The 15,133-nt window shown below is 70.3% G+C and carries 19 protein-coding genes; 12 read left to right on the forward strand and 7 right to left on the reverse strand.

Features of this window, described 5'->3' with window-relative positions; genetic code table 11:
- Together ABWI04_RS24995 and ABWI04_RS25000 are read left to right on the forward strand one after the other, a co-directional pair.
- The coding region (locus ABWI04_RS24995; RefSeq protein WP_353833959.1) for a transglycosylase domain-containing protein at positions 1-2,505 on the forward strand (2,505 nt) is incomplete at its 5' end.
- A gap of 94 nt (positions 2,506-2,599) precedes the next feature.
- A complete protein-coding gene (locus ABWI04_RS25000; RefSeq protein WP_353833960.1) occupies positions 2,600-4,036 on the forward strand; it encodes a glycosyltransferase family 87 protein in 1,437 nt (478 codons plus the stop codon).
- Position 4,037: 1 nt separating this feature from the next.
- On the opposite strand, the gene ABWI04_RS25005 is transcribed toward ABWI04_RS25000, so the two are convergent.
- Complete coding sequence (locus ABWI04_RS25005) at positions 4,038-4,970, reverse strand: MerR family transcriptional regulator (protein ID WP_345178687.1); 933 nt, start codon at positions 4,968-4,970, stop codon at positions 4,038-4,040.
- Between the two features lie 122 nt (positions 4,971-5,092).
- Complete coding sequence (locus ABWI04_RS25010) at positions 5,093-5,608, reverse strand: hypothetical protein (RefSeq protein ID WP_353833961.1); 516 nt, start codon at positions 5,606-5,608, stop codon at positions 5,093-5,095.
- Positions 5,609-5,912: 304 nt separating this feature from the next.
- On the opposite strand from ABWI04_RS25010, the gene ABWI04_RS25015 reads away from it, so the two are divergent.
- Positions 5,913-6,380 (forward strand): barstar family protein, encoded by a 468-nt coding sequence (locus ABWI04_RS25015; RefSeq protein WP_353833962.1) that lies wholly within the window; start codon positions 5,913-5,915, stop codon positions 6,378-6,380.
- Between the two features lie 11 nt (positions 6,381-6,391).
- On the opposite strand, the gene ABWI04_RS25020 is transcribed toward ABWI04_RS25015, so the two are convergent.
- The 3 genes from ABWI04_RS25020 to ABWI04_RS25030 form a co-directional block, all read right to left on the reverse strand.
- On the reverse strand, positions 6,392-6,775 hold the full coding sequence (locus ABWI04_RS25020; protein WP_345178694.1) for a DUF4190 domain-containing protein: 384 nt from the start codon (positions 6,773-6,775) through the stop codon (positions 6,392-6,394).
- A gap of 183 nt (positions 6,776-6,958) precedes the next feature.
- Positions 6,959-7,726: a deoxyribonuclease IV gene (locus tag ABWI04_RS25025; RefSeq protein ID WP_353833963.1), complete on the reverse strand. Its 768-nt coding sequence runs from the start codon at positions 7,724-7,726 to the stop codon at positions 6,959-6,961.
- Positions 7,727-7,782: 56 nt separating this feature from the next.
- Positions 7,783-8,094, reverse strand: a complete 312-nt coding sequence (locus ABWI04_RS25030) for a hypothetical protein (RefSeq protein ID WP_345178697.1) — start codon at positions 8,092-8,094, stop codon at positions 7,783-7,785.
- A 221-nt stretch (positions 8,095-8,315) separates the two neighbouring features.
- On the opposite strand from ABWI04_RS25030, the gene ABWI04_RS25035 reads away from it, so the two are divergent.
- From ABWI04_RS25035 to ABWI04_RS25060, 6 genes are all read left to right on the forward strand, one after another.
- Complete coding sequence (locus ABWI04_RS25035) at positions 8,316-8,480, forward strand: hypothetical protein (protein ID WP_345178699.1); 165 nt, start codon at positions 8,316-8,318, stop codon at positions 8,478-8,480.
- Between the two features lie 275 nt (positions 8,481-8,755).
- Positions 8,756-9,046: a 30S ribosomal protein S6 gene (gene rpsF, locus ABWI04_RS25040; protein WP_345178700.1), complete on the forward strand. Its 291-nt coding sequence runs from the start codon at positions 8,756-8,758 to the stop codon at positions 9,044-9,046.
- 37 nt (positions 9,047-9,083) lie between these two features.
- Positions 9,084-9,662, forward strand: a complete 579-nt coding sequence (locus ABWI04_RS25045; RefSeq protein WP_345178703.1) for a single-stranded DNA-binding protein — start codon at positions 9,084-9,086, stop codon at positions 9,660-9,662.
- An 82-nt stretch (positions 9,663-9,744) separates the two neighbouring features.
- The gene (gene rpsR / locus ABWI04_RS25050) at positions 9,745-9,981 is read left to right on the forward strand and encodes a 30S ribosomal protein S18 (protein ID WP_019631633.1); all 237 of its coding nucleotides are present in this window, start codon (positions 9,745-9,747) and stop codon (positions 9,979-9,981) included.
- Between the two features lie 17 nt (positions 9,982-9,998).
- Positions 9,999-10,445, forward strand: a complete 447-nt coding sequence (gene rplI, locus ABWI04_RS25055) for a 50S ribosomal protein L9 (RefSeq protein ID WP_179845259.1) — start codon at positions 9,999-10,001, stop codon at positions 10,443-10,445.
- 244 nt (positions 10,446-10,689) lie between these two features.
- The gene (locus tag ABWI04_RS25060) at positions 10,690-11,535 is read left to right on the forward strand and encodes a peptidoglycan recognition protein family protein (protein ID WP_353833964.1); all 846 of its coding nucleotides are present in this window, start codon (positions 10,690-10,692) and stop codon (positions 11,533-11,535) included.
- A gap of 4 nt (positions 11,536-11,539) precedes the next feature.
- Here the strand turns inward: ABWI04_RS25060 and ABWI04_RS25065 are convergent, their stop codons facing one another.
- Positions 11,540-11,728, reverse strand: a complete 189-nt coding sequence (locus ABWI04_RS25065) for a hypothetical protein (protein ID WP_052357975.1) — start codon at positions 11,726-11,728, stop codon at positions 11,540-11,542.
- 189 nt (positions 11,729-11,917) lie between these two features.
- Between ABWI04_RS25065 and ABWI04_RS25070 the strand changes: the two genes are divergently transcribed.
- The 3 genes from ABWI04_RS25070 (at position 11,918) to ABWI04_RS25080 (ending at position 13,673) form a co-directional block, all read left to right on the forward strand.
- The gene (locus tag ABWI04_RS25070; protein WP_345178707.1) at positions 11,918-12,616 is read left to right on the forward strand and encodes a Crp/Fnr family transcriptional regulator; all 699 of its coding nucleotides are present in this window, start codon (positions 11,918-11,920) and stop codon (positions 12,614-12,616) included.
- Positions 12,617-12,765: 149 nt separating this feature from the next.
- Entirely contained in the window at positions 12,766-12,921 is a 156-nt protein-coding gene (locus ABWI04_RS25075) for a hypothetical protein (protein WP_345178709.1), read from the forward strand.
- Positions 12,922-12,929: 8 nt separating this feature from the next.
- Positions 12,930-13,673, forward strand: coding sequence for a hypothetical protein (locus tag ABWI04_RS25080; RefSeq protein ID WP_345178711.1), 744 nt, complete (start codon positions 12,930-12,932; stop codon positions 13,671-13,673).
- A gap of 25 nt (positions 13,674-13,698) precedes the next feature.
- Here the strand turns inward: ABWI04_RS25080 and ABWI04_RS25085 are convergent, their stop codons facing one another.
- Positions 13,699-15,024, reverse strand: a complete 1,326-nt coding sequence (locus ABWI04_RS25085) for an MATE family efflux transporter (protein ID WP_353833966.1) — start codon at positions 15,022-15,024, stop codon at positions 13,699-13,701.
- Positions 15,025-15,133 lie beyond the last annotated feature (109 nt).

Here is a 15,133-nt window from a genome sequence, read left to right on the forward strand (position 1 = left end):
CCCGGACAGGACGGCCAGGCACGCGATGACCGTTCCGGTGCGGCCGACGCCGCCTCCGCAGGCGCTCCCGGCGGACCGGGGGGCCCGGGCGGCCCCGGCGGACCGGGTGGTCCCGGCGGTCCCGGCGGCCCTGGCGGGCGCGGCGGCTCCGGAGGCGGCGGCGACGACTTCTGGGGTGACGAGGGACGCGGCGGCGGACGCGGTGGGCGCGGTGGGCGCGGCGGCGGCCGCCGCGAGCGCAAGCGCACCGACGAGGCGGGCCAGAAGAAGACGGGCTGGAAGCGCTACGTCCCGAACTGGAAGATCGTCGTCGCCGCGGTCAGCGTGATCATCCTCGGCCTGGCGACGCTCGTCATCGTCGCCTACGCCAACACTCCGATCCCGAACGAGAAGCAGGCGGCCGCGGCCGCCCAGGAGTCGGTGATCACCTACTCGGACGGGTCGCCGCTGGCGCGCATCGGCACCCACCGCGAGGACATCTCGCTGGACAAGGTGCCCAAGCACGTCCAGAACGCCGTCCTCGCGGCGGAGGACCGCAACTTCTGGCACGAGCCGGGCATCTCCCCGATGGGCATCCTGGGCGCGATGTACCGGGCGGGGACCGGCGGCGACGTCGCCGGCGCCTCGACGATCACGCAGCAGCTCGCCCGCAACTACTGGGCGAACCTCAGCCAGGACCGCACGGTCAGCCGCAAGTTCAAGGAAATCCTCATCTCCATCCGGATGGGGAAGGAGATGGACAAGGCCCGCGTGCTGGAGCTGTACCTGAACACGGTCCCGTTCGGGCGGCACGCCTACGGCATCCAGGCCGCGTCCCGCGCCTACTTCCACAAGCCCGTCACCGAGATCAACGAGTCGCAGGCGGCGATGCTCGCGGCCATGATCCAGCGGCCGGGCTACTTCGCCACCTACGGGCCCGACTCCAACCCCGCCAAGAAGGCGCTGATCAGCCGCTGGAACTACGTCCTCGACGGCATGGTCGAGAAGAACTGGCTCGACTCCGGCAAGCGCGCCCAGGCGAAGTTCCCCCAGACGCAGAAGAACTGGAGCGACGTCCCGGACGACCCGAACACCGGCTACCTCCAGGACCGCGTCATCAACGAGCTGAAGTCGCTCGGCATCGACGAGCAGATGCTGGAGACCGGCGGCCTGAAGATCACCACCACGTTCCGCAAGGACCTGCAGGACTACACCAACAAGGCCGTCTCGCAGATCCGCAAGCAGAACGGGCTGAAGAACGACATCCAGTTCGGCCTCGCGGCGATCGACCCGAAGACGGGCGGCGTGGTGGCCGCCTACGGCGGACCCGACTACCGCAAGCAGCAGTTCGACAACTCCTTCCAGGGCAAGGTGCAGCCCGGTTCGTCGTTCAAGCCGATCGTGCTCGCCACGGCGCTCGACCAGGGCATCAGCCTGCGGACGACGATGGACGGCAGCTACAAGCGCACGATCAACGGCGCGTCCTTCACCAACGACAGCCGCTCGGAGAACGGGGTCTACAACCTCAAGCAGATGACGGCGATGTCGATCAACACGGCGTACGTCGACCTGGGGCAGAAGGTCCAGCTGGCCAACGTCGTGGACATGGCCAAGAAGATGGGCATCCCGGACGACACCCCGAACCTCTCGAACACCATCACGTCGCTGCCGCTGGGCGTCATCGACGCGAGCCCGGTCACGATGGCGTCGGTCTACTCGACGTTCGCGGCGGGGGGCAAGCACCGGGAGGCCCACGTGATCGCCAAGATCACCGACAACCGGGGCCGCTCCATCGTGAACAACAAGCAGAAGCCGCTGGAGAAGCTGCCCTGGCAGAAGCCCACGACGGCCTTCGACGAGGGTGTCGCGGCCGACGCCACGAACGCGATGCAGGCGGTCGTCACCAGCGGTACCGGTAAGCGCGCGAGCCTCGGCGCCCGCCCGGTCGCCGGCAAGACCGGTACCACCGACGAGAACAAGTCGGCCTGGTTCGTCGGCTACACGCCGGAACTCGTGACGTCGGCGGCGATGTGGCGGCAGGACAAGAACGGCAACCGCAAGTCGCTGATCGGCGTGGGAAGTTACAGCCAGGTCTACGGTGGTACGGTCCCGGCCGACCTCTTCAAGACCTTCATGCTGAAGGCCCTGGAGGGCAGGGACATCACGCCGTTCCCGCCGCCGGTCAACGGCGGCGAGGTCGCCCCGTGGGCGAAGGCGAAGCCGACTCCGACGGTGTCCTCGACCCCGACGCCGACCAACACCCCGACCTGCCAGCCGGGGCAGGGGCAGGGCCAGGGGCGCGGGCAGCGGCCGCCGGCCGGCTGCCAGTCGGAGACGCCCAAGCCGACGGAGACGCCGACCATCACCCCGCCGACGTCGGGCGACGTGCCGTGCAACCAGTACAACATGCCGCTCGGCTGCAACCCCGACCTGCCTCCGACCGGCGACAAGACCTGGTGGTGCGCGAAACCCGAGCACAAGAACGACCCGGCCTGCCGGAAGCAGGACCCCGCCACCAACAACTAGCGGCGCGTCCGCGACGCGACGGCCCGGAGCCCCACGGCTCCGGGCCGTTCCCGTTCTTGATCGCCCGCGCCTCCGGGCGAATAGGCTGCTGTCCATGTCGTCGTCCACGGAGAGGCTCACGATGTCCGCCGACAGCGACCGGGCGGACGCTCCCGGACGGCTGAAGCGGCTCGCGCCGGTGCTGACTGGGCTCACCGCCCTGACGTGCCTTCTCGGCTGGCTGCAGAAGCAGCCCTGCGCGTCGGCGCGGTTCGACTTCCTCAAGACGACGGCGAACGCCTGCTACACCGACGTCTATCCGCTCTACTACGTGCGCGGGCTCAGCGACGGGAAGCTCCCGTACTTCGACACGTTCACCGGTTCCGACATCCGGTACGTGGAGTACCCGGTGCTGAGCGGCGGCTTCATGCAGCTGGTCGCGTGGCTGGTCAAGCCGTTCGGGGTGGACGGGCGCGGCCTCGCGTTCTACAACGTCACCGTCCTGCTCCTCGCCGTCCTCGCGGTCGTCGCGGTCCTCGCCACCGCGTACGCGGCCGGGCGCCGGTCCCTGCGCGCCGGACTGATGATCGCGCTGTCCCCCGCGCTCCTCCTCACCGCCTACATCAACTGGGACCTGCTGGCGGTCGCGCTGTCGGCGCTGGCACTGGCCGCCTGGTCGGCGCGCCGCCCGGCCCTGGCGGGCGTCCTCCTCGGCCTGGCGATCGCGGCGAAGTTCTACCCGCTGCTGTTCCTCGGGCCGCTCGTCCTGCTGTGCGTCCGGGCCGGGCAGTGGCGCCCCATGGGCCGCGCGCTCGCCGGAACCGCCGCCGGATGGCTGGCCGTGAACGTGCCGGTGATGCTCTTCGCGTGGGACGGGTGGAAGGAGTTCTACACCTTCAGCCAGAAGCGCGGCATCGACTGGGGCTCGATCTTCTTCGTCCTGCAGGACCACGGGCTGGACAAGCCCGCCTCCGACACCGGCCTCCTCAACCTGTACGGCACGGGGACGTTCCTCGTCCTCGCGGCCGGGATCGCCGTCCTCGCCCTGGCCGCCCCGCGCCGCCCGCGCCTGCCGCAGCTGATGTTCCTCGTGCTGGTCGCGTTCATGCTGCCGAACAAGGTCTGGTCGCCGCAGTACGTCCTGTGGCTGCTGCCGCTGGCGGTGCTCGCCCGGCCGAAGCTGCCGGCGTTCGTCGCCTGGCAGCTCGGCGAGATCGCCTACTTCTTCGGCATCTGGTGGTTCCTGCTGTCGGTGTCCGCCCAGACGCAGGGCGCCGACCTGGCCGGAACGCTGTCGGCGGTGCTGAGCCTGGACGCTCCGGACGGCGGGATCAGCAAGGACGTCTACACGCTGGCGCTGCTCGCCCGGTTCGTGACCGTCCTCCTCCTGGCGGTGCTGGTGGTGCGCGACGTCCTGGTCCCGTCCGCCGACATCGTCCGGTCGGACGGGGACGACGACCCGGCGGGCGGCGTCCTCGACGGCGCACCCGACGTGGTGGCGCTGGCACGCCGGCGCGGCGACCACCACGCCGGCGTGTCCCTGCCCACCTGAGTCAGCCGCGGGAGCGCAGCGCGTCGATGAACCACTGGTAGAGCGGCGTCAGCGTCGGCGGGACGGGCCAGCCGTTGATGAGGGCGAGCAACTGCCAGTACCGCTCGGTGCGCGGGTCGGTGCCGATCTCCAGCCGCCGCAGCAGATCGCGCCTGAAGGCGGCGTCGTCGGCGGCGTCCCAAGCGTCGGCGTAGGCGCGGACCAGTTCGTCGACGACGGGACGGGCCGCCTCCGAGCCGGGCTCGATCCCGTCCGCGATGGCCTGCTCCGCCTTCTCCCGGGTCAGGTCGGCGAGGGCGGCGAACTGGTCCGGGACGGCTCCCTTCGCGACCTCGGCCGCCTGGAACTCGGCCATCCGGCGCACCGAGGCCCGGAATCCGGGGTCGCCGACCAGTTCGGCCAGCTCGACCCAGGCGTCGACCTGCTCGGGTTCGGGCTCGTCGGGCAGCTCCGGCAGCGCGGCGCGCATCTTCTCCGCGAAGCCGGGGTGCAGGTCGAGCCCGGCGAAGGACTCGTCGATGAAGTCGGTGATGATCCGGCGCCGCTCCTCGTCGGACAGCCGGGCGAGCTTGTGCATGAGTTCGATCTCCTCGGGGGTCGATCCGCGTCTGGCCACCGCCCGCAGCACGGCCCTGCGCAGCCTGAGCGTGCGTATCTGCACGTCCAGCGCGTCCGCGTGCGCCGCCGCGACCTGCCCGACGTCGACCTCCCGGTCCAGCAGGCGCCGGACGGTGGCGAGGTCGACGCCGAGGTCCCGCAGCGTCCGCACGAGGTCGAGGCGCGAGGCGGCGTCCGCGTCGTACAGCCGGTAACCGGCCTCGGTGCGGCGGGTGGGCGGGACGACACCGGCGTCGGAGTAGAACCGGATCGTCCGCACCGGCAGCCCGGTGCGGCGCGCCAGCTCGCCGATCGTGTACGTGGTGTCGCCGTCCATGCCCCTCACCCTGCGGCCTCCACCCGCTGGAGACTCAACCCGGAATCGCACGCTCTCACATCGGGCGGGGAAAGGGCCCGTCCGGGGATCGCCGGACGGGCCCGTGACGCTGCTGGGACCGGCTAGTCCTCGTGGGCCGGATCGGCGACGGTGGGGGTGGTGCCCTCGCGGCGGGCGCGGCGGACGTCCTGGACGAACTCGCGGGAGAACATCGCCGACAGGGTGGCGACGCCGCCGCGGTGGACGCGGATCTCCCCGTGCCGGACCTCGCCGGTGACGCGGATCGCGCGGCCGTCGCCGTTCTCGCCGGTCCAGTCCTTGACGCGGCCGCGGCCGGTGTAGCGCAGGTCCCAGTGGTCGATCCGGGCGTCCTGCGGGACGAGCAGCTTCACCATCGCGTGGTCGAGGTCGACCTCGATCTCGATGTCGCCGTCCGGGATCCGCGGCGAGCGCAGGTCCAGCACGACCAGGCCGCGGCGGGCGCGGACCTCGAAGCGGCGGCCGGTCGTCCAGTGGCCGAGCTTCTTGACGTTCTCGTAGTGGGCCTGGACGCGGGTCGGCGTGCCGGTGGCGGTGGGCGTGGTGGTGGGCGTGGTGGTGGGCGTGGTGGTGGGCGTGGTGGTGGGCGTGGTGTCCATCTCTGTGTTCCTCTCGGAATCGGGCAACTACCTCGCTCCAAGAGTTGCTCGTTATTTGAGCATCTCTCTATTCGAGAGAATAGGAGTCGACGGAACCCCTGTCAAGACACGTGGATGCGCCACGGGCAGGCCTCGCCCGTCCCCGCGGGAAGAAGGACGGCAGGGGGAGGGCCGCGCGGTATAGCCGGAATCTTCCGGTTATGACGGGTTCCGTGGTGAGGGTGGGGGAACGGAACGCGGCGGACGGGGCGGCTCGCCCCGGGCCCCGCGCATCGGCGGGGAGCGGGAACTGCCGGGAGATGACGTGAACGCGGACCGAGCACTGACCGAGCTGCTCGCGGGGCGGCTGAGGCCGGGCGTCTACCAGTGGCGGACGCCTCCCGTGCCGGGCGCCGTCGGCGACACGAGCTGGCTGGAGCGCGCCGACGAGGCCGGCTGGCGCGGCTTCTACCTCGACGGGCGCCGCGCCAGGGACAGGGACTCGTTCCTGCGGCTGTGCGGCGGCGTGTTCGAACTGCCCGAGGGCGCGGGCGCCGACTGGGACGATCTCGGCGAATGCCTCAAGGACCTGTCATGGACGCCCGCGAAGCACGGCTACCTGGTGCTCTACGAATCGTGGGCGGAGCTGGCCGACGCCGACCCGGCCTCGCTGCGCGCCGTCCTCGACGTGTTCGGGCGCGCGGTGAAGAACTGGCGGGACACCCCCACCCCCATGACGGTGCTGATGTCGAGCGTCGGTGTGGAAGTGGCGGGCGTCCCCCGGCTCCCCTGAGGAAGCCCGGATCAGTAGGTGCTGGTGGAGCCGGCGCTCGCCGCGAACATCGCGATCCCGAGGATGTAGAAGAGCAGGATCAGGAGCCAGCCCGCGGAGATCAGGTACCCGAGGATCAGGCCGGTGACGGCCATGCCGTGCCCGCCCTCGCCCGTCCGCTTGATCTGGCCGAGCGAGACGTGCCCGAAGATCACCGCGAGGACGGACGTCACGCCGCAGGCGAAGAAGCCGATCAGACCGCACACCAGCGACGCGGTGGCCATCCCGTTGGTCGGCGGGGCGACCGGCATCGACTGCCCGTAGTAGTGGTGCTGCACGGCCGGGGGCTGGGAGTAGGACTGGGCGTAGGGGTCCTGGGCTCCGTAGCCGTAGGGGTCGTAAGGGGGCTGTGCCATGTGCTTCCCGATCGATTCGCGCGCCCGCCGCCGGAGAGCACGCGTGCGCTGAGGGCTGGTTCCGGATTATGCCAGTGTGACGTGACCTTCGAAGTTTGTCGTCAGGCTGGGTCTACGCGCAGTTAGATGCCGCTCTCGCCACCGCGGTTCCCGGACACAGGCGACGATCCCGACTCTGCTTCGTCAGAGCTTGGAACGCAACCACGAGATGTCGTCGGCCTGGCCCGCCGCGGGCGTCTCCACCACGACCGGGGCGCCCGCCGCCCTCACCACGCCGAGGATGAGCTCCGGGTCGATGCTGCCGCTGCCCAGGTTGGCGTGCCGGTCGGCCCCCGACCCGAACGAGTCCCGGCTGTCGTTGCAGTGCACCAGGTCGATGCGGCCGGTTATGGCCTTGATCCGGTCGACGGCGTCGACGAGCTCCTCCCCCGCCGCGTGCGCGTGGCAGGTGTCGAGGCAGAAACCGAGCTTGGACTCCAGGCCCGGCACCCCGGAGAGCACCTCCCACAGCCGCGAGATCCGGTCGAACCTGCGCGCCATCGCGTTCCCGCCGCCCGCGGTGTTCTCGATGTAGACCGGGATCGGGCATTCGACCCGCTCGAACACCTTGCGCCAGTTCTCGAAGCCGGTCTCCGGGTCGTCGTCCTTCAGCACGTGACCGCCGTGCACGATCAGCGCCTTCGCCCCGATCGACGCGGCCGCCTCCAGCTGCTGGGTGAGGTTCTTGCGGCTCGGGATCCGGATCCGGTTGTTGGACGTCGCCACATTGATCGTGTATGGGGCGTGCACGTACACGTCCACGCCGGAACCCGCCAGCGCCTCCACGCCCTCGGGCAGCACAGGCTTCTTCCACCCCTGCGGATCGCCGAGGAAGAACTGGACGACGTCGGCGCCGACCGCGCGGGCGTTGTCGAGCGGGTTGTTCTGGTCGACGTGGGCTCCGATGCGCATGCCAACGAGACTAGCCGCGCCCTGCGACAGGCCGCGCGGTCACGCCGGCCCCGCCGTCAGATCGAGAAGCCTCCGTGGCTCAGCGCGAAGCCGGCGCCGACGAACGAGGTGACCATCCCGATCACGTTCAGCCACCGCTCGTTCGTCGTCGCGGAGACCATCTGGGAGTACAGGGCGACGGGCAGGCCGATGACGCCGAGCAGCGTCCCGGCGAAGTGGGCCGCGGGGATCCAGCCGAGGACCAGCGCCGCGATCCCGATCGTCACCGCGGTTACCGCCAGCACGTCCTTCCGCCGATGGGGCTCGGCCTCGCTCTGGGCGCGGACGGCGCGCTTCGGAGCGCCGGCGCCGGTCGCCTGCTGGGACATCGGGATCCCTCCTCCAGCTCGAACTCCCGCGCCAGTGGCCGCACGGCGAGCGCGGGACCGAACGGACCATGCGGGTAAAGCAATTCCCAGCCAAGCCGGGGATCAACCGGTGGGCGGCGCGGAATGTCGGCGGCACCCGGTACGGTCGAACACGGATTCGAGAACACCGGCTCGGGTCCGTCCCCCGAGGGGAAGCGGGGGAAGAGCAGGAGGTGCACACCGTGAAACAAGCGGAGCTGGGGCTCATCGGTGACGCGGAGCTCGTCGAGGAGCTGTCGATGCTGACCACGCAGGCCGCCCGCATGCGCGCCCGCATGGCGGACATCATGGCCGAACTGGAACGCCGCCGCTGTAGCCGCCCCACCCAGTCCCAAGCAAGGCGCTAGGCCCGCTCATGCCGCACGCCTGGCCCGCACCTGCGCTCCGCTCCGGGAACCGGCGTCCCTCGTGCCGGGGAGACCCCTGAACCCGGGTTCCCTCCACTCCGCCGGCGCTCAGCGCGGGGAACCGGCGTGTGCGCCTCCCAGTGTTGGTAGCCTGTATCGGTCTCGTGGCAGGTCCGCCCGGCGATCCGGGTCCGGCGCCGCCGCGACGGACGCAAGAGCCCTCCTGTCACGGAGAGACCGTGACCGCACCAGTCCAGAGGAGGTAGGGACACAGCATGCGTCGTTACGAACTCATGACCATTCTCGACCCCGCCATCGACGAGCGCACCGCGGGCGCGGCGCTCGACCCGTTCCTGAAGGTCGTCAAGGACGACGGCGGCAGCGTGGAGAAGGTCGACGTCTGGGGCCGCCGGCGCCTGGCGTACGACATCCAGAAGAAGTCCGAAGGCATCTACGCGGTGGTCGACCTGTCGGCTGAGCCTGCCACGGTCAAGGAGCTCGACCGGCAGCTCAACCTGAGCGAGTCGATCCTCCGTACCAAGGTCATCCGCCCCGAGGTCCACTGAGCCAGGCTCAGCCCTCACAGCAGCCGGAGCGAGCCCCATGGCAGGCGACACCGTAATCACGATCGTCGGGAACCTCGTCGAGGACCCGAATCTGCGCTTCACCCCGAGCGGCCAGGCGGTCGCCTCCTTCCGCATGGCCTCGACCCCGCGGTTCTTCGACCGCCAGGCGGGCGACTGGAAGGACGGCGAGGCGCTCTTCCTGACCTGCAACGTCTGGCGGCAGGCCGCCGAGAACGTGGCCGAGACCCTGCAGCGCGGCATGCGGGTGATCGTGCAGGGACGCCTCAAGCAGCGCTCCTACGAGACCCGCGAGGGTGAGAAGCGCACCGTCTTCGAGGTCGAGGTCGACGAGGTCGGCCCGTCGCTGCGCAACGCCACCGCCAAGGTCAACAAGACCCAGCGGCAGGGCGGCGGCGGCGGTGGCGGCGGCTTCGGCGGCGGCGGCCAGGGCGGCGGCGGCTTCGGCGGCGGCGGCCAGCAGGGCGGCGGCGGTTTCGGCGGCGGTCAGCAGGGCGGCGGCTTCGGCGGCGGCCAGCAGGGCGGCGCCCCGGCCGACGACCCCTGGGCCACCGGCGGCGGTGGCGGCGGCGGGTTCTCCGACGACCCGCCCTTCTAGGCCCGCCGCTCCGGCGCGACAAAGACACAACGAGTACACGTCCATTCCCGCGTGAGCGGGGCTCTCCCAAAGGAGCACCACGATGGCGAAGCCACCTCCCCGCAAGCCGAAGAAGAAGGTTTGCGTTTTCTGTCAGGAGAAGATCTCCTACGTCGACTATAAGGACACGGGCCTGCTGCGGAAGTTCATCTCCGACCGCGGCAAGATCCGTGCCCGGCGGGTGACCGGCAACTGCACCCAGCACCAGCGGGACGTCGCCACGGCGATCAAGAACGCCCGCGAGATGGCGCTGCTGCCGTACACCAGCACCGCGCGCTGAGGCAGGGGGTAAAGAACATGAAGCTCATCCTGACCCAGCAGGTCTCCGGGCTCGGCGAGCCCGGTGACGTCATCGACGTCCGTGACGGCTACGGCCGCAACTACCTCGTCCCCCGCGGGTTCGCGATCAAGTGGACCCGGGGAGCCGAGAAGCAGGTCGACTCGATCAAGAAGGCGCGTTCGGCCCGCGAGATCGCGACCGTCGAGCACGCCCGCGAGGTCGCCGACCGGCTCGGCGGGCTGCGCGTGACGCTGCGCACCCGCACCGGCAGCAACGGCCGCCTGTTCGGCGCCGTCACGGCCGCCGACATCGCCGAGGCGGTCCGCGCCGCCAACGGCCCCGACCTGGACCGCCGCCGCATCGAGATCGGGAACCCGATCAAGACCGTCGGCACCCACCGGGTCAGCGTGCGACTGCACAGCGACGTCAACGCCACGATCGACGTCAACGTCGTCGAGGCCTGACGCACGACCGTTCGACGACCCCCGGACCCGCTCAGGGCCGGGGGTCGTCGGCGTTGGTGCTCAAACCGAAACCCGTTTTCGGCCTGGTCGCAAGGGCCGGGGATGCGGGGTCTGCCGGCGTTTGCCAGGCCGTGGATGTGCGGACTTCCCGTGAAACGCCCGTGAATCGCCGTGTGTTTGAGTGATCAGCTTTGCGGTGATTACGTTCCGTGATCATAGTGTCGCGGGACGAAGGGGGGCGGTGGTGATCGCGCATTCGGGGGAGGGCGCGCACGACCGGCGGAGCACGGGCAGGGCAGTGACACGCAGGGCGGCCATCGGCGGCGTCGTGGGCGCCGGGCTGCTGGAGATGCTGCCCCTGGGGACGTCCCGCCAGAATGAGGCCATGGCGGCAGATCTTACGGCGGGGGCCGACCGGGGGGCCGGCGACCGCGTGCTGTTCACGGCCGACGCCCCGCAGGTGTACACGCGGGCGCAGTGGAACGCCAGGGCGCCGAGGCGCGGGGCGGAGGTGGTCGACCGGCCGCCGGACCACATCATCGTGCACCACACGGCGACGGCGAACGCGCGGGACCGCTCGCTCGCGCACGCGTTCGCGCTGTCGCGGTCCATCCAGAACATCCACATGAACAAGAACGGCTGGGACGACGCGGGCCAGCAGCTCACGATCAGCCGCGGCGGCATCGTGATGGAGGGCCGCAACCGGAGCCTCAAAGCCATCCGGTCCGGCGCCCTCGCCATCGGCGCGCAGGTCCTGCACCACAACCAGCACACCATCGGCATCGAGAACGAGGGCACCTACATGTCCGCGGCGGTGCCGGGCGCCCTGTGGAAATCGCTGACGGAGGTGTGCGTCTGGCTCTGCCAGAAGTACGACCTCGATCCGTCCGAGGCCATCGTGGGGCACCGCGACTACAACAACACCTCGTGCCCCGGGGACGTCCTCTACGCGCGGCTGCCCCAGTTGCGGCGCTCGGTGGCCGAACGTCTGGAGGGCGCGCCGAGCCAGAGTTCCACGAGCCAGAGCGGTGGTTCCGACGGCGGGTCGATCCTGTCGCCGCTGCTGCCGTCTCTCGACGACCTGGGCTGAGCCGCTACGTCTCGGGCGTCGTGTAGCGGGTGCGGCGGCGGGCGATCTCGGGATCGATGCCCTCGACGAGCGACCAGATGCCCGCCACCCGTTCGACCAGGGTCTCGGGGGGCAGGCCGGCGAGGCCCTCCGCCGCCAGGTCGTCGATCGCCTGAGTCAGCCGGGCCATCCGCTCGCCATGTGTGGAACACATGTTCGAATAGTAGCGGGAGTGACTGGCGGTGCGGCGGCAATCCGAGAATCGGGCCGGCCGGGCGCGTCCGCACCCACGGGGTGGAGCCGGGGGCTGACCCTGTCGACCCCTGGGCTCCTGCGTCGATCTAGGTCCACAAGGGGCCGCGCGTATGGCCACACCTCCATGTGGAGGCTTACACTTCGGTGTATGACTCAAGAAACATCCTTCTGGGGGAGGCTCGGAAAGGCCGAGCGGGCGGCTCTGCTGGAGTACACGACCCGCGACGTCCTCCCGCCGGGTGACAGGCTGATCCGCCAGCGGGGCCGGTCCCGCTCGGTGATGATCATCCTGCGCGGGTGGGCGGCCGTCGTCTCCGAGCCCGATCCCAGGCCGGGAGACCCCTCCGCTCCCGGGGCCAACGGCAGGCTGCTGGCCTTCCGCGGAGAGGGCGACATCGTCGGGGACATGGCGGGCCTGCTCAACAGGCCGCGCTCCGCGTCCCTGCGCGCCCTGGACGAGGTCGAGGTGCTGGAGCTGGAGGACACCCAGTTCAAGGATTTCCTCTGGAACCACAAGGAGGCGTGGTGGACCTACACGGAGATCCTCGCGGAGCGGGTCGACGAGCAGACCGCCAACATCCACTTCCAGAAGCACAAGACCTCCATGCAGATCCCGGAGATCCTGGTGAGCCTGGTCGAGAAGGTCGGCCGGAGCAACCGGGACGGCATCTGGCTCCCCTATCCGCGCACCCAGACCGAGTTGGGCAGCCTCATCGGCATCTCCCGGGAGTCGGTGTCCACCACCTGGTCCAGGCTCCGTGACGACGGCCTGGTGGCGACCCGCAACGGCAGGATGCTCGTCCTCGACCTCGAGGGCCTTCGCAAGATCTACTCCACTGACTCCTAAGTACGATCCCACTTGTATGTGTGGAGAGCTTCACAAGCGAATGTGGATGCTTTACCTTCAGGGTGTAGCGACCCGGAAGGAAGGTAGCCACCATGTCGCTGGACGTCGTTGGAGCGGTGTGCATCGCCATCGGTCTCGTAGGGGGGAACATGCAGATCGGGGGACTCCTGAACGTCCCCACACTGTCGAAGGTCAAGGTCATCGCACTGGTGACCATCGGGGCCGTGTTCATCGCGACGAGCGTGGCCCAGCACCTGATCGCTCCCGCCGAGGGCAAGAGAGCGGCTCAGGTCCAGGCGGAGTAGGAGGAGACGTGAGCACCAGGCCCGGAGAGGCAGATCTCGAAGCGTCGGAGTTCGAAGCGGCGTTCCTGTTGGTGGACATCCGAGGCTTCAGCCGGATCGTGTACGAACTGGGGCCGCACAACCCCAGGCGCGCCGGAGTCCTGGCCCGGAGCTTCTGGTCGAAGGTGGAGCCGATCGCCAAGTCCCTCGGTGGTGACATCTACGCGTGGCAGGGCGACTGCCTCCTGGTCGCCTACCGGGGGACCCCCCGCGAACGGGCCCTCCGCGCGCTCAAGACCGCGCAGGAGGCTCACGCGGTGGCATGGCAAGACCTGGTGCCCCAGTGCTGGGAACTGCTCACGGAGGCCGCACACGAAGTCCAGTACGCCGGCACGGGTCAGCCGCCCAGCCGGGCCACGGGGTTCGCCGTGTCCAGCGCCATCTCCGACGGTTCCGTGATCGCCGTCCCCCGGTCGGACGGGAAGCGGTACACCGAGGAACTGACCGGCGACACCGTCAACCTGGTCTTCTCCATCACGAAGGCGGTCGCGCCCTGGCACATCGGCGTGACGAAGCCGGTGTACGAGCGGCTGAAGGGGGACGAGTTCACCAAGGCCCTGGTGGACCAGTGGGAGGAGCGCTCCCTCGTCCTGTGCGGCGCGCCCAGGAACATCGCGTCGGTCAAGCTGCCGATGCTCGACAGTCCCGTGCCGGACATCAAGGCTTCGACCGCCTCCGCCTCCCCGCCGTCCGTCTCCTCGGTGCCCGCCTGACCTTCATGAGGGCCCCTCGCCGGGGTCAGCGGGCGGCGCCGGTGACCATCCAGCGGTCGCCGCGGGCCCGCAGGCTCAGCGTGATCATCCGGGTCAGCATCCACAGGCCGATCGCGGTCCAGAGGCCGACCAGGCCCGCGTCCGCACGGTGGGCGACGAGGGCGGCGGGCAGGAAGACGGCCGTGGCGACGAGCGTCGTCACGGCGAGGTAGGCGCCGTCGCCCGCCCCGATCAGGATGCCGTCCAGAACGAACACCACCCCGGCGATCGGCTGCAGCGCCGCCACGAGGAGCAGTGAGGCGAGCAGGAGGTTCCGGACGTCGCCGTCGGAGGTGAACAGGGCGGGCAGCCACGGCCGGACCACGAGCAGGGCCAGGCCGAACACGACGCCGCAGCCGACGCCCCACCACACCATCCGCCGCATGACGGCCCGCGTGGCGGCGGTGTCGGACGCGCCCAGATAGCGCCCGGTGATGGCCTGCCCGGCGATCGCGATGGCGTCCAGCGCGAACGCCAGCAGCGTCCACACCTGGAACCCGACCTGGTACGCGGCGATCTCCGGGTCGCCCATGCGCGCGGCGATCGACGTCCCGACGATGAGGACGACGCGCAGGGCGGCCGTCCGAACCAGCAATCCGAAACCGGTCGTGGCGGACGTCCGCAACCCGGCCCAGTCGGGGCGGAACGAGGCGCCGTGACGCCGGGCCGCCCGCAGCACCACGGCCACGTAGACGACGGCACTGCCGGTCTGCGCGAGGACGGTGCCCCACGCTGATCCGGCGATCCCCCACCCCAGCACGATGACGAACACCACGTTGAGCAGCAGGTTCAGCGAGAAGCCGCCGATCGACACGAGGAGGGGCGTGCGCGTGTCCTGGAGGCCGCGCAGCACACCGGTCCCGGCCAGCACGACCAGCATCGACGGGATCCCGAACAGGCTCACCCGCAGGTACGTCACGGCATAGGGCGCCACGTCCGGGGACGCTCCGAACGCGTCCACGATCCAGGGGATCAGCGGCCAGCCGGCTGCGATCAGCACCGCCCCGATCGCGACCGCGAGCCACATGCCGTCGATGCCCTGCCTGATCGCTCCCGGCAGGTCTCCCGCGCCGACCTGGCGGGCCACCCCGGCGGTCGTCCCGTAGGCGAGGAAGACGCAGAGGTAGACGAGCGTGTTGAGGGCCTGCCCGGCGACCCCGAGCCCGCCCAGCTGCGCGGTGCCGAGATGCCCGACGATGGCCGAGTCCGACAGCAGGAAGAGGGGTTCGGCGACGAGCGCGCCGAAGGCCGGCACGGCGAGGCGCAGGATCTCGCGGTCGTGCGCGCTCGCGAGCCGCCGGGGGGTCGTCATCGCGCCGAGGCTATCAGGGTGTAACTCTCAAATGAAATAGAAGCCTTACAAGGCGTCCGGCGGGGCACTTTCTTTCCCGCACACCCGGTGGACGAGGTTATCCCAGCTC

The sequence above is a fragment of the Actinomadura sp. NPDC000929 genome, assembly GCF_040492065.1.
In the GTDB taxonomy this organism is placed as follows: domain Bacteria; phylum Actinomycetota; class Actinomycetes; order Streptosporangiales; family Streptosporangiaceae; genus Spirillospora; species Spirillospora verrucosospora.